This is a genomic window from Janthinobacterium sp. GL_088 (genome assembly GCF_057837845.1).
In genome coordinates this window covers 5,603,070-5,623,572 of record NZ_CM174453.1, presented here as the reverse complement: position 1 = coordinate 5,623,572, position 20,503 = coordinate 5,603,070, and the positions used below count along the sequence as shown (strand labels likewise).

Here is a 20,503-nt window from a genome sequence, read left to right as displayed (position 1 = left end):
TAGCGGCCCGCAGCCGGGCCGCCAAAAAAATGCAAAAAAGTTCGCGTTGACACTAGCAAATTTTGTGCATTGTTTGTAGAATGTGGGTCTTCGCCGTTGTAGCTCAGTTGGTAGAGCAGCACATTCGTAATGTGAAGGTCGCCAGTTCGATTCCGGCCAACGGCACCAAGTTTCATCAGAAAACCCGCTTGACTTGCAAAAGTCGGCGGGTTTTTTGTTTTTTGTCATCCTTCCGGCTTCATATCCACTGATCGTTCTGCACAGTGCGCTCATCCGCGTCGCCATCGCCCGTATTGACCACGCCGCGCGGCTCGATCAGCAGCAGCCGGGCTTCGGCAAGGGCGCACGGTTTGTGCTCGACGCCACGGGGCACCACCGCCATCTGGCCGGCACGCAGCACGATGGCATGTCCTTCCGCGTAGCCAGGGCCGCGCAGGGCGATGTGCAATTCGCCTTCCAGCACGATGAAGGTTTCGTCCGTGTTGGCATGCCGGTGCCACTGGAATTGACCGAGTACCTTGACGACCTTGAATTGGTAGTCATTCATTTCGGCGATGACGCGCGGTTGCCAGTGCCCGTCGATCAGGGCGATCTTGCCTGCCAGGTCGATGGACTGGCCCTGGCCGCGCGTGGTGGTGGTGACGGTAGTGGTGGTGTCTGGCATGCTGTGCTCCGTTCAAGTGGCGATGCAGCCAGAATACGCAGCTGCTTGCCGGCCGTATTGAACGATCGTGGGTGTTTTCAGCGTGTGCTGGTGCCACCGGCGTAACGCAGCCAGCGGCCAGGCGTGATTCCATGGGTTTTCAGGAAGTGTCGCGTCATGTGGCTCTGGTCGGCAAAGCCCGCGGCCATGGCAGCCGATGCGAGCGTGCTGCCTGCCAGCAGCAGGCGCCGCACCATTTCCAGGCGCCGCATCGTCAGATAGCGGTATGGGCTGGTGCCATAGAAGACGCGAAAGTCGTGCGACAGGCTCCAGCGATCGCGTCCCGTTGCCGCTTCAAGTTCCGCCAGGGTGACGGCGCGCGTGCAGTGCGCCTGCAAGTAGTCGCGCGCGTGCCGCGCCGCCAGGAAATCGCCTTTTGGACGCTGCGCCGGCGTGCCGGCCACCGCCGCCAGCGCATGCGCCAGTTTTGCCAGCGCCTCGCTTTGTTCCAGCGCTTCGAGCGGGTGGCCGTCGTGCGGCAGCAAGGCGCAGGTGGCCGCCGCCAGGCGGGGATCGGTCGACACGCCGCCTTCGATGAAGGGCAGCGCGCTTCCGCCCAGCACGTCCTGGAACAGCGCCGGCTCGATATACAGCATGCGGTAACGGAAGCCGGCGTCGGTGCCCGCCTGGCCATCGTGGGCCTCGTCGGGATGCAGGATCATGGTATTGCCGGGCAGGCTGTTGCGCTGCCCGCGGCGGTAGCTGAAACGCTGCACACCCGCCAGCGTGCGACCGATGGCGTAGGTGTCGTGGCGGTGCATGGCATAGGCCTTGCCCTTGAACCACGCCTCGATGCGTTCGATTCCTTGTACCGGTTCGGCGCACCTGACCCAGTCGCTGAGTGCTGGCGTTGATGCTCGCTTCATGGTGTCTGTTCGCAGATGCCTGCCCTGGTTGACGAATTCAGACTGTACTCGCCGCGCATAGGGCTGTCCACGAAAACCGCGGCTCAGAAGTTGTGCTTCAGAAGTTGTGTTTGATACCCAGCGCCACGCCCGACAAGGTGGCGCCCCTTGTTTCTGCATCGCGTCCGAGGCTATTGATGGCAAAGTCGGCGATGCCGTTGCGGCCGTTGGCCAGGAGCGTGTAGTAGGCATACAGGCTGCTGCGTTTCGACAGCTGGTAGTCGTACCCGGCGGTGGCGTGGGTGGCGCCCGTACCGCTGCCGGCGCGCACGGTGCCGATGGTTTCCAGCGCGCTGCCGGTGGCGCTTTGCGCGTGGGCCAGGCCGAAGCGCAGGCCATGGCGGCCGAACTGGCGCGTGGCGGAGACATACACCGTGCGTCGGCGCAGCTCGCCCGTGGCCGTGGCGTAACGCAGGCTTTCCAGCGCCACCGCCAGTTGCGTGGCGCTGTCTATCCTCCATGCCAGGGCCAGCTTGCTGCCACGGTCGGAGAGTCCCCGTCCCTGGTAGTCGTGGTGTTCTTCCTGCGCCAGGCTGGCATACAGGGAGCCGCCGTCGTAGAGCAGGGCGGCCGACGTCAGTGCGGGATGCGCGCCGTTGGCCGGCCGTTCTTCTGCCATGCCGCGCGCCACGCGCAGCGACCAGCCCTGCCACTGCGGTGTCCAGTAATGCACGCTGTTTTGCTGGCGCCGGTCGAACGAGTACGCGTTGCTGGTATTGCTTTCGGTGGCGCCCGCGCCGTTGCCCATCAGGCTCATGTAGCCGGCCGTGGTGGGGTAGAACGGGTCGAGCGTGGAAGTGGCGCTGTTGTAGGGCAGGGTCCAGTTGCCGGCAAACAGGGTGCCCCACGGGCCGGCTATGCCGGCACGCGTGTCGCGCGCGGCGATGGATCCCGCGCCCGTGTCGGGAGCCAAGGTGCCCTCGACCTGGAACAGCGCCTGCCAGCCGTCACCCAGGTCTTCGCTGCCGCGAAAACCCAGTACCGAACGGTTGTTGGAGACGCGCTGCACGCTGTCGCCGCTGCCGCCACCATGCAGCGCTTCGAGCGCCACGTTCAGGCGGCCATACAGCTGCACATTGTCCTGTGCCGCGGCGGGCATGGCTGCCGCCAGTGCCAGGGCACCGGCGGCGCATGAAAACACGCGCGTCATACGCACCTCAGAACGCAAAGCAGCTGCACCCCAGCGCGCCCCAGAAGCCGGAATGGCTGGAGACGGGCACGGAACTCTTGCGCGCCACGTCGTGCGCGTGGGCGTGCACACCGCAGGCGCCTTGGCACTGGTGCTGCTGCATGACGCTGGCCGTTTGCGGCGGCGCGGCGCGGTAGTGGCCGGCCACGTTTTTCACGGGCGACCAGTCGGGCAATACGGGGATAGGAGGTGGCGCCAGCTTGGTAAATTCCGCCTGGCCGTAGACGATCTTGCCGCCGACGATGGTGAGCACCGATTCGATCGATTTGATCGCCTCTTCATCGATGCTGAAAAAATTCGCGCTCAACACGGCCAGGTCGGCCAGCATGCCTTCCTGGATGCGGCCCTTCTTGCCTTGCTCGCTGGAGAACCAGGCGCTGCCCGCCGTCCACAGTTCCAGCGCCGTGTCGCGCGACAAACGGCTGCCCGCGTCGTACAGGCGCAAGCCGCCCACGGTGCGGCCCGACACCAGCCAGTACAGCGCCGTCCACGGGTTGTAGCTGGCGACCCGGGTGGCATCGGTGCCGCCGCCCACCGGCACGCCCGAGGCAAGCATGCGCGCGATCGGCGGCGTGGCCTTGGCCGCTTCCGCGCCGTAGCGGTCGACAAAGTATTCGCCCTGGAAGGCCATGCGGTGCTGGATGGCGATGCCGCCGCCCAGCGCCTTGACCCGGTCGATGTTTTTCGGTGTGATGGTTTCGCAGTGGTCGAACATCCAGTGCAGGCCGTCGAAAGGGATATCGCGGTTGACCTTTTCAAAGACCGTCAGCATGCGGGCTATCGATTCGTCATAGGTGGCGTGCAGGCGGAAGGGCCAGCGTTTCGACACCAGGTGGCGCACGACCTTTTCCAGTTCGTCGTCCATGCCTGGCGCCAGGTCCGGGCGCGGCTCGAGGAAATCTTCGAAGTCGGCGGCCGAAAACACGAGCATTTCGCCAGCGCCGTTATGGCGGTAGTAATCGTCGCCCTGGCCCGGCGTGACCATCTCCGTCCATTTTTCAAAATCCTCCAGTTCTCGGCCCTTGTTTTGCGTGAACAGGTTGTAGGCGATGCGGATGGTCAGCTGCTCCTTTTGCGCCAGCTCCTCGACCACCGCGTAGTCTTCCGGATAATTCTGGAAGCCGCCGCCCGCGTCGATGGCGCTGGTCAGGCCGAGGCGATTGAGTTCGCGCATGAACTGGCGCGTGGAATTGACTTGCAGTTCGCGCGGCAGGGTCGGACCCTTGGCCAGGGTCGCATATAAAATCATGGCGTTCGGACGCGCGATCAGCATGCCCGTGGGGTTGCCGGCAGCGTCGCGCACGATTTCGCCGCCCGGCGGATTCGGCGTGTTCTTGTCGTAGCCGACCACGCGCAGGGCGGCGCGGTTCAGCAGGGCGCGGTCGTACAGGTGCAGGATGAAGACGGGGGTGTCGGGCGCGGCCGCGTTGATTTCATCGAGGGTCGGCATGCGCTTTTCCGCGAACTGGAATTCGTTCCAGCCGCCGACGACGCGTACCCACTGCGGGTTCGGCGTGCGCAACGCCTGTTCCTTCAGCATGCGCAGGGCGTCTGCCAGTGACGGCACGCCTTCCCAGCGCAATTCCAGGTTGTAGTTCAAGCCGCCGCGGATCAGGTGCAAGTGCGAGTCGTTCAGGCCGGGGATCACGGTGCGGCCACCGAGGTCGATCACGCGGCTGTCGGGCGCGCGGTGGCGCATGACATCATCGGCGTCACCGACGGCAAGGAATTTGCCGTCGGCGATGGCCACCGCGCTCGCTTGCGGGCAGCTTTTATCGACGGTATGAAAACAGCCGTTGAGCAGGATCAAGGGTGCGGTGGCGGGGAGGGTGTGTTCTGGCATGGTGCAGCTCCATGGTTGCAGTGCGGGAGGGCCGGCGTGCGCGGCGCGAAAGTCACGTCGGCCAGTGTAGCGGACGTCCCGCGCCTGAACACGGGCCAAAAGATCAGGTGGAACGTGGCGCACTGGCCGAAGGACGGGGGCGGCGGCCTGCCGCATGGCTTACCATGCAGGCAGCGGCGCCGGGGAGCTGGCGCGTTTTTCGTTTTTAGTGCATTGCACGGTATCAGGAGTCATTCGATGGATCAGCCACCACACACCCGCCTGTTCGGCACCAGTCTGGGATTTTTAGCCGGGTATGTCGATACCCTGGGTTTTATTGCCCTCTTTGGCCTGTTTACGGCCCATGTCACGGGCAACTTCGTGCTGATCGGCGCCGCCCTGGCGGATGCATCGCGCGTGTCCATCCTGCTGAAGTTTCTCGCTTTTCCCGCCTTTATCGCCGGCGTCGCCATCACACGCCTGATGGTGCTGGCCGTCGAGCGCCGCGCCGGCCCGTCGCTGACCCTGGCGATGCTGCTGCAGTGGGCCTTGCTGGCCGGCTTCATGGTGTTTGGCATCCTGGCCGAGCCGATCGGCAAGGATGTCAGTTCCATGGCCATGGCGGCCGGTTTGCTGGGCACGGCCGCCATGGGCGTGCACAGCGCCACCAGCCGGCTGCTGCTGGCACACCTGGCGCCCACTTCCATGATGACGGGGAATGTGACGCAGATCGTCATCGACACCGTCGACGTGCTGCGCGGCGCGGCCGATGCTGCCACCCATGCGCGCTGCGGGAAGTTCTTCTGGCCGTTGCTGGCCTTTGCCCTGGGCGCCATCGCCGCCGCCTTTGCCTACCTGGCCTTCGGTTTCGTGGCGCTGGCCTTGCCGTTGATGCTGCTGGGGGGATTGATCGTCGTGCAGCAGCGTAGCGGCCAGCCGGGCGTGCCGGCGGCCTGAGCGTACTGGCGCGGCTCAGGCGTCGAGGATGCCGCGCCGTAGCGCGATCGTGACGGCGTGGGTGCGGTCACGGGCGCCCAGCTTGGCCAGGATGGTGCTCATGTGCGCCTTGACGGTTTCTTCCTTGATCTGCAGCAGTGCGCCCGTTTCGCGGTTGGAATTGCCTTGCGCAACCTGCTTGAGCACGTCCAGTTCGCGGTTCGACAGCACGTCGCTGCAGGCGTACAGCGCCAGTTCCGCCTCGATCTCGGGCGTGATGTGGCGCCGTCCCGCATGCACGTTCTGTATCGCCGCCAGCAATTCGTGGCGCAGCGCGCTTTTCAGCACATAACCACATGCGCCCGCGCGGATGGCGCGCAGCACTTGCGTGTCGCCCTTGTAGGTGGTCAGCACGATGATGCGCGCCTGCGGATGGCGCGCGCGGATGGTGCCGATGGCGTCAAGGCCGCTCATGACTGGCATCTGCAAATCCATCAGCGTGACATCGGGCTGCAGCGCGTCAAATTGCTGCACCGCCTGCTGGCCATCGGTGGCCTGGCCCACCAGCGCCACGCCGGGAAAGGCGCGCAGCAGGGCCGCGATGCCGTCTAGCAGCAACTGGTGGTCGTCGGCGATGAGGATGCGTATCGGCGCCATATCGCTGCGCATGATGTTGCCTGGCAAAGAGGAGTTATCGATCAAGAGTCGTCGGAACATGGTGAGCAAAAGGTATTTTACCGCAGCGCTCACCGGGCTGCAGGGGGGATTCCCCAGAGGAAAGCTCCATGCCAGCCTATATTTAGATAGTGGTGCGGGCACGCCGCCAGGCATACGATGCACGGCAGTACCCACTCAACCCTGTCTTCATGGATGACATCATGACCAATCCGAAACTGGAAGTCCTTACCCCCGACAATTGCCAGATCATTTTCATCGACCAGCAGCCGCAAATGGCGTTCGGCGTGCAATCGATGGACCGGCAAGCGCTGAAAAACAATACCGTGGGCCTGGCCAAGGCCGCCAAGGTGTTCAACATCCCCACCATCATTACGACCGTCGAAACGGAAAGCTTCTCCGGCCACACCTATCCCGAGCTGCTGGACGTCTTCCCCGGCAAGGATATCCTCGAGCGCAGCTCGATGAATTCCTGGGATGACCAGAAGGTGCGTGATGCGCTGGCCGCCAACGGCAAGAAGAAAGTCGTCGTCTCCGGCCTGTGGACGGAAGTGTGCAACAACAGCTTCGCCCTGTGCGCGATGCTCGAAGGCGACTACGAAATCTACATGGTGGCCGACGCATCCGGCGGCACGTCGAAGGAAGCGCACGACTACGCCATGCAGCGCATGATCCAGGCCGGCGTGGTGCCCGTGACATGGCAGCAGGTGCTGCTGGAATGGCAGCGCGACTGGGCGCACAAGGCAAGCTACGACGCCGTCATGGCCATCGTGCGCGAACATTCGGGCGCCTACGGCATGGGCGTCGACTACGCCTACACGATGGTGCACAAGGCACCGCAGCGCATCCATGGCGAACACGCCACCCTGGCGCCGGTGCCGGCCAGGTAAGCGCCACGCGGCATTGCCATGCGCCGCGCGCCTGAGCGTGCGCGGCGTTTTTTTCATCGAAAGGAATGCGCCATGAAGTTATATGTGATTTCGCTGGCGGTGGGCTTGCTGGTTGGCGTCATTTACGCCGTCCTGCAGGTGCGCTCGCCGGCGCCGCCCGCCATTGCCCTGATCGGCCTGCTGGGCATGCTGATCGGCGAACAGATCGTCCCCGGCGTCAAGCGCCTGATGGCGGGAGAAGCCATCACGGTGTCGTGGCTGCGCAGCGAGTGTGTGCCGAAGATCAGCGGCGTGGAGGCGAAACCAACGCTGGCCAAGGCCGAACCGCAGCAGAAGGACGACAGCGCCGCTTGATACCGTGGCGTCAGAACGCGCCCAGCAAGCCGCGCCGGGCGGCCACCGTGGCCGCTTCGGTGCGGCTTGATACGTTGAGCTTGGTCAAAATGTTATTTACATGAAATTTGACGGTGCCTACCTCGATGCCGGCGTTGCGCGCGATCATCTTGTTGCTCTTGCCTGCGGACAGGTGCAGCAGGATGTCGTGCTCGCGTTTCGACAGGCGATTCGCCTCGATGCGACTGGCTTGCTGCGCCGCCAGTTCCGGCGGCAGGTAGTGCCTGCCGGCGGCCACCTGGCGGATGCACTGCGTCAGTTGCAGGAAGCCGGAATCCTTCAGCAGGTAGCCGCGCGCGCCGGCGTGCAGGGCGCGGTGCACATTGTCTTCGCCCTGGTAGGTGGTGAGGATGATGATCTTCGCTTGCGCGTCGTCTGCGCAGATGCGTTCGATCGCCTCGACGCCATGCATTTCCGGCATGTTCAAATCCATCAGCACCACGTCGGGCCGTAGCTCCCGGTACAGCTCTACGGCGGCGTAGCCCGTGCCGGCCTGGCCCAGCAGGAGGAAACCTGGCAGTGACGCGATCAGCGAGGCCAGTCCCGCCAGGATCAGCGGGTGGTCGTCGGCGATCAGCAGGGTAATCGACGGATCGGCCGGGGGCAGGGTTGTGTGCATGGCTGTGCTCATGGCGCTGACAGGGTGAAGTGGAAAACGCTGCCATGGGGGGCGCCGGGGGCATGCCACAGGCGCCCCCCATGCGCGTCGACGATGCGGCGGCAGATGGCCAGGCCCATGCCCATGCCGTCCGGCTTGCTGGAATACAGGGCGTGGTACAGGCGGCCAGCTGCCTGCGGCGCGATGCCGGCGCCATTGTCGGCGATGCTGAAATGCTGCACTTCCCCATCCAGGCGCGAGGACAGCAGCACCGTGCGCGGCCGGCCGCTGGTGCTCTGCAGGGCTTCGATGGCGTTCATCAGCAGGTTCAGGATGACTTGCCGAAATTGCACCGGGTCGGCGTGCAGCAGCGGGCGGCCCGGCGCCAGCTGCGTTTCCAGGCGGATGGCGTGGCGTTGCAGTGGCGCGCACAGCAGCGGCAGCAGGTCTTGCACGGCGTCGTCGGCCACAAAATGGCCGTGGCTGCCCGGCGCGTTGCAGGCCAGGTCCTGCACGCTGCGCAGCACGGCGCTGGCATGGCTGCCGGCGCTGGCGACCAGGGCCAGCGCCGCGCGCGCCTCGTCGAGGCGGGGCGGATCGTGATTGAGCCAGCGCAGGGCGGCATCGGCATTGAGCGTGATGGCCGCCAGCGGCTGGCGCACCTCGTGCGCGACCGATGCGGCAAATTCGCCCATGCCGCCCATGCCGCCTAAATGATGGGCCTGCGCCAGGCCGGCGTCGTTTTTTTGAAGGGGATAATGCATGCTGGCCATCGCCGTGCTCCTGTCGCTGTCGCGGCGTATGCCGCGCTGCAACAAGTATGCATGGCCCGGCAGGCAAGGCAGTTATACGAATGGGGGAGGCGGGCGTTTTTTTTGCGCGCTGGGGAGAGTGAAACACCGCCGGGCGGGCCGGCGGTGCGGGGAGCGCAGAACGGTCAGGACTTGATAAAGGCTAGCAAGTCGTCGTTCAGTCGGTCCTTGTGGGTGGCCGGCAAGCCGTGCGGCGCGCCTTCATAGACGACCAGCCTGGCGTTCTTGATGAGCTTGGCCGCGGCCTTGCCGGAAGCGTCGATCGGCACGATCTGGTCGTCGCCGCCGTGCACTACCAGGGTCGGCACGGAGATTTTCTTCAGGTCTGCCGTGAAATCCGTCTCGGAAAACTGTTTGATGCAATCGTAGGCGTTCTTGATGCCGCACTGCATGCCCTGCAGCCAGAAGGTGTCGCGCATGCCTTGCGATACCTTGTTGCCGGGACGGTTGGCGCCGAAGAACGGCACGGTCAGATCCTTGAAGAATTGCGAGCGGTCGGCCAGCACGCCGGCGCGGATGCCGTCAAACACCGACATCGGCAAGCCGCCCGGATTCGTCTCCGACTTGACCATCTGCGGCGGCACGGCGCCCACCAGCACAGCCTTGGCCACGCGTTTTTCGCCATGGCGGCCGATGTAGCGCGCCACTTCGCCGCCGCCCGTCGAATGGCCGACCAGGGTCGCGCCCTTGATGTCGAGCGCGTCGAGCAGGGTGGCCAGGTCGTCGGCGTAGGTATCCATGTCATTGCCCTGCCATGGCTGGCTGGACAGGCCGTGGCCGCGGCGGTCGTGCGCGATCACGCGGTAGCCGTGGCTGGCCAGGAACATCATCTGGTCTTCCCAGGCGTCGCCCTGCAATGGCCAGCCGTGGCTGAAGACCACGGGCGTGCCCGTGCCCCAGTCCTTGAAGTGGATGACGGTGCCGTCCTTGACGGTGACGCTATTGACGGTGAGCTTGCCCGGCGCTGCAGCGGCGGCGGCTGGCTTGGCGGCGGCGCTGGCGCCACCGGCGGCCAGCAGGCCCGCGCCGGCGGCCACGCCGGCGACGCTGACGAGCAGCTTGCGGCGGGAGTTGACTTCTTCGGCTTCGATTTTCTTCGGCATGATGCATTTCCTTCGGGGATGGGGGAGGGGCCAGTGATGGCAACAGCGAGTCTAGGCCTTCGCGCGCGCTGGCGCCTCTGCCAAAAGACCAGTCGCGCCGAGTCTCCCGCCTGCCTATGATGGCTGGCAGCGGCGCCCCGCGCCGCCTGGCTTTCCCACTGGAGTAATCATGAAGAAAAACTCGATGGCGGCACTGGCCGGCCCCTTTTTACCCGACGCGGGCTTGCTGTTTGCGCGCGTGGCGGGCGCGCTGCTGGTGCTGCACGTGCATGGCTTGCCGAAGCTGCTGCATTTCTCCGAGGAACTGGCGCACATCGACGACCCGCTGCACCTGGGCCGTGCCGTCACCCTGTACTGCGCCCTGTTCGCGGAAATCGTCTGCCCGCTGCTGGTCGCCGCCGGCTTGCTGACGCGCCTGGCCTGCCTGCCCTTGCTGTTCCTGCTGGGCGTGTCGATGCTGCTCGTGCACCCTGACTGGAGCATCGCCGACGGCCAGTTTGGCTGGCTGCTGATCATCGTCTTCGGCACGATTGCCATCAGCGGCGCGGGCAAGTATTCGGTGGATGCGCGGTCGCGCCGTTAAATGACGAATTCCCGCCGCACGGCAGGCTTGTGCGCCAGCAGCAGTGATAATTTCTTCAATGCGCTGGCCAGGCGCGCGCGGTCGCGGAGGCTGCCCAGCGAGATGCGGATGGCGTTCGGCGCACGGCTGTCGTAGAAGGCGTCGGACGCCGTGACGGCCACGCCCTGGGCGCGGGCCGTGTCGGCCAGTTCGCGCGAGCTCCAGTAACTGGGCAGCGAAAACCACACGTGAATGCCATCGCTGCGCGGGTGAGTGGTGCCCGTCAGGAGGGTGCGGATAATGTCCTGGCGCGCATCCGCTTCGCTGCGTATGCCGGCCAGCAGCGCGTGCGCGGAGCCGTCGTGTATCCATTGCGTCGTCAGCGCCGTCGTCACGGGCGTGGCCATCAGACTGAACGTGCGCAGCGCCTGCAGGAAGCGTTCGCGCAGCTGCGTGTCGGCGATCAGTGTATAGGCCATGCGCAGGCCCGGCGCCAGGCATTTTGACAGGGTGGCGATATGCGACACGTGGGCGGGAGCGTAATGCGCCAGGGGCGGCGGCGCATCGGATGCCAGCAGCCAGTACGGGTCATCCTCGATGATGTGCATGCCGCAGCGCTGGGCCACCTCCGTGATGGCCAGGCGGCGCGCGGCCGGCATGGTGTGCGCCGTGGGGTTTTGCAGGGTAGGGTTCAAATACACGAGGCGCGCGTGGTGCTTGCGGCCAGCCTTTTCCAGCGCCTCGGGCAGCATGCCGTCGGCATCCGTTTCCACGGCGATGGTCTTGCGGTTCAACTGGCCTGCGGCCAGGCGCAAGCCCGGGTACACGGCCGCTTCCGTCAGGATGGCGTCGCCGGGCCGGCTCAGGGTCAAAATCAGCGCCGCCAGCGCCGCCTGCGCGCCGGGGCAGGCCACCACGTGTTCTGCGTCGACATCGCCGAACATGGGCGCGAGCCAGACGGCGCCCGCCGCGCGGTCGGCCTGGCTGCCGCCGCCCAGGTGATAGCTCATCAACAGATCGCTGTCCGTGCGCATCAGCACCTGCGCCACGCCCTGTTTCAGCAGGTCGTCGAAATCCACGCCTACGGGCGGCGGCGGGATGTTCATGCTCAGGTCCAGCATCTGCGTCAATTCCACTTTTGGCGCCGCCACATAGGTGCCGCGCGCGCCATGCCCTTCCAGCAGGTTGCGGCGCTTGGCTTCGTCGTAGGCGCGCGTCACCGTCGTCAGGTCGATCTGGAACAGCGCGGCCAGGCTGCGCTGCGGCGGCAAGCGGTCGCCCGGGCGCAAGCCGCCATCGGACAGCGCGCGCTCGAGCATGTCTGCGATCTGCAGGTAGCGCGGACCGCCGTGCTGCACGAACGGCGTGATCCATGCGCCGGCCTGGCTTTCTTCTTGTATGGATTTTGACTTAGACATTTTATCTATATGTATGGGTATTTATTCATGCAATTATGAGGAAATACCTTGAAAAAATCCATGCATTTGTGGGTGGAGCAGGTTTTATCTTGCGGCAAGGACTATGCATAATGGATCGTTTCCCTGCATCTAGATCAGACTGGCTGGGATTGCTATTTCCAACAGGAATTTAAGTCTGGCCTTCAAGGTGTGGCAGCGCACGGTGGCGCGCGGCTGGCGCGGGTAAGGTAGTGCTAACAGCTTGCTGCTGATCCACTGTTTGATATGGCTCAGCCCGGCAGCGTTTAGCCGCTTCTTTTTCCCCGAAGCGAGGAGAATCATGATTCGGTCACGGCATCGAGCATGGTTGAAATTATTCACTGTTAAAGGAAACCATCATGAACGCGATTGAAAAAACCAGCTCCGATATGAACGGTACCCCCCAGGATACCCGCCAGGAATTGCACCGCACCATCGACAAGGTGGCAAGCCAGGCACAACCCCTGGCCGACAAGGTGGCCACGCGCGCCCATGACGGCGTGGACCAGGTGGGCGACCGCCTGGACCAGGTCAGCGACAGCGTCAACAAGGCATCCGAAACCCTGATGGCGCGCGGCAAGCAATTGGGCGCCGCCTGCCAGCGCGCCGGCGAAACGGGCCGCGATTATGTGCGCGAACGCCCGGCCGTGTCCCTGCTGATCGCGGCAGCGGCCGGTTATGGCCTGTCGAAATTGCTGGGTTCGCGTAAATAAGTTTTGCGCCTTCCTGGAAGTATGTGTCGTGGGCGCTGTTCCCTTCGCTGTCATGGCGGGGCGGGCCGGCGCCCACGCGCACAAGGTAGTAGCAAGCAGTAAAGGAGAGTGATGATGCGCTCCATTTTGTTGTGGTTGATCGGCATACCTATTCCCATCATTATTTTGATTGCCCTGTTCGTGCGCTGAATGAGGGAGTTGTAGCGTTCTCCCGGGGCAAACTACTCACAGGAGACGTAATGGCTACCAACAAGAAATCGCCGTCCACGGACGGTGCGGGTTCCGTCTTGAGCAGCATGTCTGGCCCATCCGACAGCAATGCGCCGCACAGCCTGGGGGCGGACAATGACGTGACCCGCGCGCTGCTGCAAAAGACGGCCGCCGGCCAGCAGCTGGCCGCCGCCATGGCCGTCAATCCGAAAGAGGAAGGCCAGTACGGCGAGGCGGCGCGCACGCCGGCCGAAGGCGTGCATGTGGCAGCTGGCGAGCCGCTGGCCACGGCCAGCACGACGGGCGAAACGATACCCTCTCCGAAGACGGGCGATGGCCAGCCCGCGCTGGGCGAGAATGCGCTGAATAGCTCGCTGGATGGCGCCCGTGCCGACGATAGCGGCTGCGTGCTGACGACCAATCAGGGCGTGCCCGTGGGTGACAATCAGAATTCGCTGAAGGCGGGCTTGCGCGGCCCGACCCTGATGGAAGATTTCATCCTGCGTGAAAAGCTCACGCATTTCGACCATGAGCGCATCCCTGAGCGCGTCGTGCATGCGCGCGGTTCGGCGGCCCACGGTTACTTCGAATGCTACAGGGAGCAAAGCAAGCATACGCGTGCCAAGCTGTTCGCCAAGGCGGGCAAGCGCACGCCCGTCTTCGTGCGTTTTTCCACGGTGGCCGGCGAACGCGGTTCCACCGATACGGCGCGCGACGTGCGCGGCTTTGCCGTGAAGTTTTATACGGACGAGGGCAACTGGGATTTGGTCGGCAATAACATCCCCGTCTTCTTCATCCAGGATGCGATGAAATTCCCCGACCTCGTGCATGCGGTCAAGCCCGAACCGCACAATGGCATGCCGCAGGCGGCCAGCGCGCACGACACCTTCTGGGATTTCGCCTCGCTGTCGCCGGAAATCACGCACATGCTGATGTGGGCCATGTCGGACCGCGCCATCCCGCGCAGTTACCGGATGATGCAGGGCTTCGGCGTGCACACCTTCCGCCTCGTCAATGCCAAGGGCCAGTCCGTGTTCTGCAAATTCCACTGGTCGCCCATGGCCGGCACGCACTCGCTCGTGTGGGACGAAGCCGTCAAGATCAGCGGCGCCGATTCCGATTTCCACCGGCGCGATCTGTGGGAAGCCATCGAGTGCGGCGCGTATCCCGAGTACGAGCTGTCCTTCCAGGTTTTCACGGAAGCGCAGGCGGAAGCGTTCCCCTTCGACGTGCTCGATCCGACCAAGCTGATTCCCGAAGAACTTGTCCCTCTCGTCCCCGTCGGGAAAATGGTCTTGAACCGCAACCCGGACAATTTTTTCGCCGAGACGGAGCAGGTGGCATTCTGCACGGCGCACATCGTGCCAGGCATCGATTTCAGTAACGACCCGCTGCTGCAGGGACGCATCCACTCGTATGTCGACACGCAGATCACGCGGCTGGGCGGCGCCAACTTCCATGAGATCCCCATCAATGCGCCGCTGGCGCCCATGCACAACAACCAGCGCGACGGTATCCACCGCCAGGCCATCAACCGGGGCCGGGTCGCGTATGAACCCAATTCGCTGGCGGGCGGCTGTCCATTCCAGGCGGGCGCGAAGGGCTTCAACAGTTTTCCCGCCTCCGCCGAAGGCGACAAGGTGCGCGGCAAGCCCGAGAAATTCGCTGAGCACTATGGCCAGGCGCGCCTGTTCTGGATCAGCCAGACGCCTATCGAACAAGAGCACATTGTGCATGCATTCCGCTTTGAATTGAGCAAGGTGCAGACGGTGGCTATCCGCCAGCGCATCGTCGCCATGCTGCGCAACGTCGACGAAACCCTGGCGCAGCGCCTGGCCGATGGCCTGGGGCTGGCGCTGCCACCTGTCATGCCGCGCGCCTCGCTGCAGCCGCTGCCGGCATATCCGCCATCGCCGGCGCTGTCGCTCTTTTTCCGCCCCGGCAAGACGGGCATCCATACCCTGCGCGTGGCCATCCTGGTGGGGCCGGGCAGCGATGGCGCGCAGGTGCGCAATATCTATGCCGCGCTGCTGGCCGATGGCGCCGTGCCGCGCCTGGTGGGCAGCCACCTGGGGAAAGTCGACACCATCGGCGGCGCGCCGCTCGACGTGGAAATCTCGTTCGAGGCGGGACCGTCCGTGCTGTTCGACGCCGTCGTGGTGCCGGACGGTCAGGGCGCCGTGCAGCAACTGGGCGACGATGCCAATGCGCTCGACTTCCTGCGCCTGCAATACCGCCACTGCAAGCCGATGCTGGCCATCGGCGCCGGCAAGGACTTGCTGGACAAGGCTGGCGTGCCGGTGACCCTGCCCGATGGCAAGCCGGATCCCGCCATCATCGTCGCGCCTTCTGGCGACGTGGTGAAAGCCGTGGCGGCCTTTAAAAAGGCGCTGGTCGCGCACCGGGCGTTTGCGCGCGAGACGGACCCGTCGCGGGTGTGAGAGGCTGCATCGGCACAGGGGCCGTAACCGCCGGCCCCGTTGCATACGCTGTTTGAGCTGCATGCGCAACGCCATGTAACAATGTAAACAATAAAAACGTCCTGCGGTGATATGCTGCTGACTAGAACTGTTCATTTGCCACTATCTGGTTAGCAGCGGCAAGGAACGGCTTCAGCAAACCGGATCGCGATTACTGCATGGACAAGTACACACCTCGCACCTGGGGGCCGGGCGAACGCCCGACCTTGCCCGGGTCGCCATCGATGCCCGAACATTCGACGCCCAAGCGTGTCGCGTATTTCATCGTCGGCCTGATCGTCGCGCTGACGGGGGGACTGGGCAACGGCCTGGTGACGGCCAATTTGCTGAACCTGCAAGGTTCGCTGGCTGCCTATGCCTACCAGATGCAGTGGCTGCCGGCCGCCTACGTGATGACCATCGTGTCCATGAATCTGCTGCTGGTGAAGTTCCGCCAGCAGTTCGGCCTGCGCCTGTTCACGGAAGCGTTCCTGGTGCTGTATGCGCTGGTGACGTTCGCCCACCTGTATGCGAATACCTTGCCGTCGGCGATCGCCGTGCGCGCCGCGCATGGCATGGTGGGCGGCGCGCTGGGCGTGCTGGGGCTGTACTACACCTTGCAGGCGTTTCCCGCGCGGCACCGCCTGAAAGGCGTGGTGCTGGGCCTGGGTTTTGCTCAGCTGGCGCTGCCGCTGGCGCGCATCTTCACTTCCGAGCTGCTGCAGATCGGCGAATGGCATGGCCTGTACCTGTTCGAACTGGGGCTGGCCCTGCTGGCGCTGGGCTGCGTGCTGGCCCTGAAACTGCCGCCCGGTGACCGCGTGCAGACGTTCGAGCCGCTCGATTTCCTCACTTTCATCCTGTTCGCGCCCGGCGTGGCCCTGCTGTGCGCCGTGCTGGCGCAGGGGCGCACGGCGTGGTGGATGGAGTCCGAGTGGGTGGGCGTGTGCCTGGCATGTTCCATCGTGCTGATCGCCGCCTCGCTGGCCATCGAACATAACCGCGCGCGCCCGCTGCTCAACACGCGCTGGCTCACCACAGGCAAGATCGCCAAGCTGTTTTTATCAGTGCTGCTGTTTCGTATCGTGCTGTCCGAATCGACGGGTGCCGTGGGCTTTCTGCAGGCGCTGGGCTTGAACACGGACCAGATGCAGAATCTGTTTATCGTGGTCCTGCTGGGCAGCGTGGCAGGTTTGGTGGTCAGCGCGCTGACGATCAACCCCGCGACCCTGAACCGTTCGCTGATGTTCGCGCTGTTGCTGATCGCCTTTGGTGCCCTGATCGACGCGCACGCCACCAGCCAGACGCGCCCCGTCAACATGTATGTCAGCCAGTTTCTGCTGGCCTTTGGCGGCACTTATTTCCTCGGTCCCACCATGGTGGCGGGCATGGGCGCCGTGATCGCCGAACCGCGCAACCTGGTGAGTTTTTCCGTGATGTTTACCATGACGCAGAACCTGGGCGGCCTGCTCGGGGCGGCCATCGTCGGCACCATCCAGACGGCGCGCGAAAAATACCATTCCAGCTACCTGGTCGAGCATCTCACCATGCTTGACCCGCAGGTGGCCGCGCGCGTGCAGTCGGGCGCCGCAAGCTATGGCGGCGTGCTGATGGATCCCACCTTGCGCAGCGCCCAGGGCGTGGCGCGCCTGGGCGCCATCGCCACGCGCGAAGCCAATGTGCTGGCCTATAACGACGTTTTTTTGATGATCGCCGGCGTCGCCATCGCCACCTTGATCTGGATGCTGGTCAGCCAGTCCTGGACCCGCATCACCACCGGCGCGCGCCGTCTGGTCGGCCCCGTGCGCGATGCGCAGACGGCCATGGCCATCGTCCCCATTACCAATTCGGAACCGAGCAATGACAGAAAATAACACCACGCCGCCAGTACCGCCCATCGCACCCGCACCCGCCGCCCCTTCCACGGCGCAGCCGGACCGGCGCCACCAATGGCTGTCCGCGCTGGCCTTTGCGGCCGTGGCCCTGGTGGGCGTGCTGATCGTGCTGTACGCGTGGCGGCTGCCGCCGTTCACCAGTCCCATCGTGACGACGGAAAACGCCACCGTACGGGGGCAGGTGACCATCATCGGCACGCAGCTGTCCGGTTATGTGGTGGAGGTGACGGTGCAGGACTTCATGGACGTCAAGGAGGGCCAGCTGCTGGTGCGCATCGATGATCGCATCTACCAGCAGCGCTACGAGCAGGCGCAGGCCCAGCTGGCCGCGCAGCAGGCGGCGCTGTCGAACTGGGCGCAGCAAAAGGCCAGCGCGCAGGCGGGCATTTCCGTCAGCGAGGCCGTGATGGCCAACGCGGAAGCGCAGGCGCGCAAGGCCAGCGCCGACCTCAATCGCGTGGAGCAGCTGGTGGCCGACGGTTCTTTGTCGCAGCGCGAACACGACCAGTCGCGCGCCACGCAGGCGCAGATGGCGGCAGCGCTGGCGCAGGCCAGGGCCAATCTCGACATCGCCCAGCAAAGCGTGCATAGCGTGGTGGTCAACAAGCAGGCCCTGGAAGCGGCCGTGGCGAACGCGCAGGCGGCCGTCAAGGCAGCGAAGATCGACCTCGATAACACGCGCATCGTGGCGCCTTCCGATGGACAATTGGGCCAGGTGACGGTGCGCCAGGGCGCGTACGTGAATTCGGGCGCGCAGCTGATGGCGCTGGTGCCGCGCCAGATGTGGGTGATCGCCAATTTCAAGGAAACGCAGATGAACGGCGTGCAGGAGGGGCAGAGCGCCACCTTCCACGTCGATGCGCTCGACGGCGCCGTGCTGACGGGGCAAGTGGAGCGCATCTCGCCGGCCACGGGTTCCGAGTTTTCCGTGCTGCCGGCCGATAACGCGACGGGTAATTACCTCAAAATCGCCCAGCGTATTCCCGTGCGCATCCGCATCGATGCGGGCCAGGCGAACGCACGCCGCCTCGTGCCCGGCATGTCGGTGGTGGTCAGCGTCGACACGTCGGCCGTGCTGAACGACTCGGCGGAGAATCCCGCGCCGCCGCCTGCAGCGAAGAAGGCCAAGCCATGAAGCGCCGCTTACTGCTGATGGCCGCCACGCTGGCGCTGGCCGGCTGCGCCGCCAACGCGCCACCGCAGCCCGCATCGGCACTGCAGTTGCCATCCGGCTGGCGCGCGCAGGCGGCAGGTGCACCGGCGGCGACTGACGCCCATGTCGAGCAGCTGTGGTGGCAAGCCTTCGGTGATCCGGTCTTGAGCGACCTGGTAGGCGAGGCGCTGGCGCGCAACGGCGACTTGCGCGTGGCGCGCGCCCGCGTGCAGGAATACCGCGCGCGCCTGGCGCAGGCCGATGCAAACCGCGCGCCCAACCTGGCCTTCGACGGCTCGCCCACGCGCACGCGCACCCTGGCCTCCAGCGGCAAGCCGTATGTGACGAATGTCTTCCAGGCAGAACTGCAGGCCAGTTATGAAATCGATGTGTGGGGCCGGCTGGCCAGTCTGAGCGATGCGGCCGGCGAGAGCTACCGCGCCGAGCAGGCCAGCCTCGATGCGGCGGCCCTGTCGATCGCCGCCAGCGTGGCGACGAGTTACCTGAATCTGCGGGGACTCGACGCGCAGCTGGCGCTGACGCAATCGACCTTGCAGCTGCGCGAACAGTCGCGCGAGCTGGCGCGCAAGCAGTTCGAGGTGGGCTACAGCTCGCGCCTGGAATGGCTGCAGGCGCAATCGGAATACCATGCGGCGGCCGAGCAGGTGCCGCAGCTGCAGCGGCAAATCTTCGAGCAGGAAAACGCGCTGGCCATCCTCGTCGGCGGCAATCCCGGCCCCATCGCGCGTGGCTTGCCGCTGGCCGAGCTGGCGGCGCCTGGCGTGCCGGCCGGCCTGCCATCCGAATTGCTGCGCCGGCGGCCCGACATCGCGCGCGCGGAACACAACCTGGCGGCCGCCAACGCCAGCCTGGCCGCCACGCGCGACCAGCTGCTGCCCTCGTTCAAGCTGACGGCCGTCGGCGGCGGGCAAGCGACGACCCTCACCGATTTCCTGCATGCGCCGACGGCCCTGTGGCGCCTGACGGCGCTGGCGGCCGGCCCCCTGTTCGATGGTGGCCGGGTGCAGGCGCAGACGGATGCGGCCGGCGCGCAGCGCGACCAGCTTGTCTACGCATATGAAAACGTGGTGCGCAATGCTTTCGCCGAAACGGAGAACAGCCTGGGCGCCATCTACCGGCTGCGGCAGCAAGCCGTGGAAAACGATGCGCGCCGCGCCACGGCGGCGGACACCCTGCGCATCGCGCATAACCGTTACCGCAATGGCTATGCCTCGTACCTGGAAGAACTCGACGCCCAGCGTACCCTGTACAGCGCCGACGTGGGACTGCTGCAGCTGAAGACGCGCATCCTCGTCGCCTCGGTCGATCTGTACCGGACCATGGGCGGCGGCTGGTCGGCAGCGGCCCGCCCTTAAAGCTTGTTCCAGTCTGTCCGGCAGGCGATGGATTCACCTGCCGGGACAAGCGCTGGTCTTTCTTGCTGCAACATCCAGGCTGTTTGCCTGGATGCTGACGGCGGCGTCCTCCTGCTGCCCTTTCCCAAAAATCCCTGCTTTTCCCCTGTCCGCGACGGCGCGCTGCCGATTTTTGTTGTTGTATTTTAACAACGAAATTTTCACGGTATCTTGCACAAAGAATTTCCACTGGGAATTCTTTTGCGATTTTCGCCGCGCATCTCCTGTGATACCAATAAACATTGTCATTTAAATTATTTTTAGTATCACATGGGAAACACTTTATATTTTGATATGTACGGTAGGGTACATAGTGACACATTGGCTGAAATTGGCATCTTTACCGTCATTTTCTGCCATTCCAAGGGCGTGATGCCAAAAAAACTGTCTTAGTACCAATTTCAATAAATAACAAAATAGACACACTTGTTAGCATGGGCACAAGTGCCTTTGAGGAATTTTTTGATTTCCTTGTCTAATCTCAATTAATTAACTTTTTAATATTTTTATTGATTGTAAAGCATTAAAAAATGCACCAGAATGTCGCAAATCATCAATGTTGCCAAAAATTACACATTGAATATTTGTTGACTTTCGTGCCGCCTTGTCATGCCAGCAGGGTGAAAAAACAGGC

19 protein-coding genes and 1 tRNA gene are annotated in these 20,503 nt (G+C 64.3%); 10 read left to right on the top strand and 10 right to left on the bottom strand.

The genetic code is table 11. The annotated features are described in order from the left end of the window. Positions 1 to 92 precede the first annotated feature (92 nt). Positions 93 to 168 (top strand) — tRNA-Thr (locus AC3IQ7_RS25045). Between the two features lie 70 nt (positions 169 to 238). Here the strand turns inward: AC3IQ7_RS25045 and AC3IQ7_RS25040 are convergent. The 4 genes from AC3IQ7_RS25040 to AC3IQ7_RS25025 form a co-directional block, all read right to left on the bottom strand. Continuing rightward, positions 239 to 664: a cupin domain-containing protein gene (locus AC3IQ7_RS25040; protein ID WP_489207604.1), complete on the bottom strand. Its 426-nt coding sequence runs from the start codon at positions 662 to 664 to the stop codon at positions 239 to 241. A gap of 77 nt (positions 665 to 741) precedes the next feature. After that, complete coding sequence (locus AC3IQ7_RS25035; RefSeq protein WP_489207603.1) at positions 742 to 1,569, bottom strand: AraC family transcriptional regulator; 828 nt, start codon at positions 1,567 to 1,569, stop codon at positions 742 to 744. A 97-nt stretch (positions 1,570 to 1,666) separates the two neighbouring features. Then, a complete protein-coding gene (locus AC3IQ7_RS25030) occupies positions 1,667 to 2,758 on the bottom strand; it encodes a porin (protein ID WP_489207602.1) in 1,092 nt (363 codons plus the stop codon). 7 nt (positions 2,759 to 2,765) lie between these two features. Then, complete coding sequence (locus AC3IQ7_RS25025) at positions 2,766 to 4,640, bottom strand: amidohydrolase (protein ID WP_489207601.1); 1,875 nt, start codon at positions 4,638 to 4,640, stop codon at positions 2,766 to 2,768. A 237-nt stretch (positions 4,641 to 4,877) separates the two neighbouring features. Here AC3IQ7_RS25025 and AC3IQ7_RS25020 point away from each other — a divergent pair, with 237 nt between their 5' ends. Next, on the top strand, positions 4,878 to 5,576 hold the full coding sequence (locus AC3IQ7_RS25020) for a YoaK family protein (protein ID WP_489207600.1): 699 nt from the start codon (positions 4,878 to 4,880) through the stop codon (positions 5,574 to 5,576). Between the two features lie 15 nt (positions 5,577 to 5,591). Here AC3IQ7_RS25020 and AC3IQ7_RS25015 read toward each other — a convergent pair whose 3' ends face one another. Next, positions 5,592 to 6,224 (bottom strand): response regulator, encoded by a 633-nt coding sequence (locus AC3IQ7_RS25015; protein ID WP_099378110.1) that lies wholly within the window; start codon positions 6,222 to 6,224, stop codon positions 5,592 to 5,594. A 209-nt stretch (positions 6,225 to 6,433) separates the two neighbouring features. Between AC3IQ7_RS25015 and AC3IQ7_RS25010 the strand changes: the two genes are divergently transcribed. Together AC3IQ7_RS25010 and AC3IQ7_RS25005 are read left to right on the top strand one after the other, a co-directional pair. After that, a complete protein-coding gene (locus AC3IQ7_RS25010; RefSeq protein WP_322426272.1) occupies positions 6,434 to 7,120 on the top strand; it encodes a hydrolase in 687 nt (228 codons plus the stop codon). Between the two features lie 72 nt (positions 7,121 to 7,192). Continuing rightward, positions 7,193 to 7,474, top strand: a complete 282-nt coding sequence (locus AC3IQ7_RS25005) for a XapX domain-containing protein (RefSeq protein ID WP_099378109.1) — start codon at positions 7,193 to 7,195, stop codon at positions 7,472 to 7,474. A gap of 10 nt (positions 7,475 to 7,484) precedes the next feature. Here AC3IQ7_RS25005 and AC3IQ7_RS25000 read toward each other — a convergent pair whose 3' ends face one another. The 3 genes from AC3IQ7_RS25000 to AC3IQ7_RS24990 form a co-directional block, all read right to left on the bottom strand. Further along, complete coding sequence (locus tag AC3IQ7_RS25000) at positions 7,485 to 8,132, bottom strand: response regulator (protein WP_489207599.1); 648 nt, start codon at positions 8,130 to 8,132, stop codon at positions 7,485 to 7,487. Between the two features lie 8 nt (positions 8,133 to 8,140). After that, positions 8,141 to 8,875 carry a sensor histidine kinase gene (locus AC3IQ7_RS24995; RefSeq protein WP_489207598.1) on the bottom strand — a complete coding sequence of 245 codons (735 nt, stop codon included), beginning with the start codon at positions 8,873 to 8,875 and terminating at the stop codon, positions 8,141 to 8,143. Positions 8,876 to 9,048: 173 nt separating this feature from the next. Beyond that, the gene (locus tag AC3IQ7_RS24990) at positions 9,049 to 10,026 is read right to left on the bottom strand and encodes an alpha/beta fold hydrolase (protein WP_489207597.1); all 978 of its coding nucleotides are present in this window, start codon (positions 10,024 to 10,026) and stop codon (positions 9,049 to 9,051) included. A gap of 169 nt (positions 10,027 to 10,195) precedes the next feature. On the opposite strand from AC3IQ7_RS24990, the gene AC3IQ7_RS24985 reads away from it, so the two are divergent. Next, positions 10,196 to 10,609 (top strand): DoxX family protein, encoded by a 414-nt coding sequence (locus tag AC3IQ7_RS24985; protein WP_489207596.1) that lies wholly within the window; start codon positions 10,196 to 10,198, stop codon positions 10,607 to 10,609. On the opposite strand, the gene AC3IQ7_RS24980 is transcribed toward AC3IQ7_RS24985, so the two are convergent. Beyond that, on the bottom strand, positions 10,606 to 12,006 hold the full coding sequence (locus tag AC3IQ7_RS24980) for an aminotransferase-like domain-containing protein (protein ID WP_489207595.1): 1,401 nt from the start codon (positions 12,004 to 12,006) through the stop codon (positions 10,606 to 10,608). The genes AC3IQ7_RS24985 and AC3IQ7_RS24980 overlap by 4 nt on opposite strands. A 377-nt stretch (positions 12,007 to 12,383) precedes the next feature. On the opposite strand from AC3IQ7_RS24980, the gene AC3IQ7_RS24975 reads away from it, so the two are divergent. The 5 genes from AC3IQ7_RS24975 to AC3IQ7_RS24955 all read left to right on the top strand — a co-directional run bounded on the left by AC3IQ7_RS24975 (position 12,384) and on the right by AC3IQ7_RS24955 (position 19,830). After that, the gene (locus AC3IQ7_RS24975) at positions 12,384 to 12,737 is read left to right on the top strand and encodes an ElaB/YgaM/YqjD family protein (RefSeq protein ID WP_099378105.1); all 354 of its coding nucleotides are present in this window, start codon (positions 12,384 to 12,386) and stop codon (positions 12,735 to 12,737) included. Between the two features lie 239 nt (positions 12,738 to 12,976). Then, on the top strand, positions 12,977 to 15,388 hold the full coding sequence (locus AC3IQ7_RS24970) for a catalase (protein WP_489207593.1): 2,412 nt from the start codon (positions 12,977 to 12,979) through the stop codon (positions 15,386 to 15,388). A 197-nt stretch (positions 15,389 to 15,585) separates the two neighbouring features. Then, entirely contained in the window at positions 15,586 to 17,280 is a 1,695-nt protein-coding gene (locus AC3IQ7_RS24965; RefSeq protein ID WP_489207592.1) for an MFS transporter, read from the top strand. Then, a complete protein-coding gene (locus AC3IQ7_RS24960; RefSeq protein ID WP_322426275.1) occupies positions 17,267 to 18,436 on the top strand; it encodes an HlyD family secretion protein in 1,170 nt (389 codons plus the stop codon). The genes AC3IQ7_RS24965 and AC3IQ7_RS24960 overlap by 14 nt, the downstream gene beginning before the upstream one ends. Further along, positions 18,433 to 19,830 carry an efflux transporter outer membrane subunit gene (locus tag AC3IQ7_RS24955; protein ID WP_489207591.1) on the top strand — a complete coding sequence of 466 codons (1,398 nt, stop codon included), beginning with the start codon at positions 18,433 to 18,435 and terminating at the stop codon, positions 19,828 to 19,830. The genes AC3IQ7_RS24960 and AC3IQ7_RS24955 overlap by 4 nt, the downstream gene beginning before the upstream one ends. A gap of 33 nt (positions 19,831 to 19,863) precedes the next feature. Here the strand turns inward: AC3IQ7_RS24955 and AC3IQ7_RS24950 are convergent, their stop codons facing one another. Continuing rightward, entirely contained in the window at positions 19,864 to 20,118 is a 255-nt protein-coding gene (locus AC3IQ7_RS24950) for a hypothetical protein (protein ID WP_489207590.1), read from the bottom strand. Positions 20,119 to 20,503: the final 385 nt, after the last annotated feature.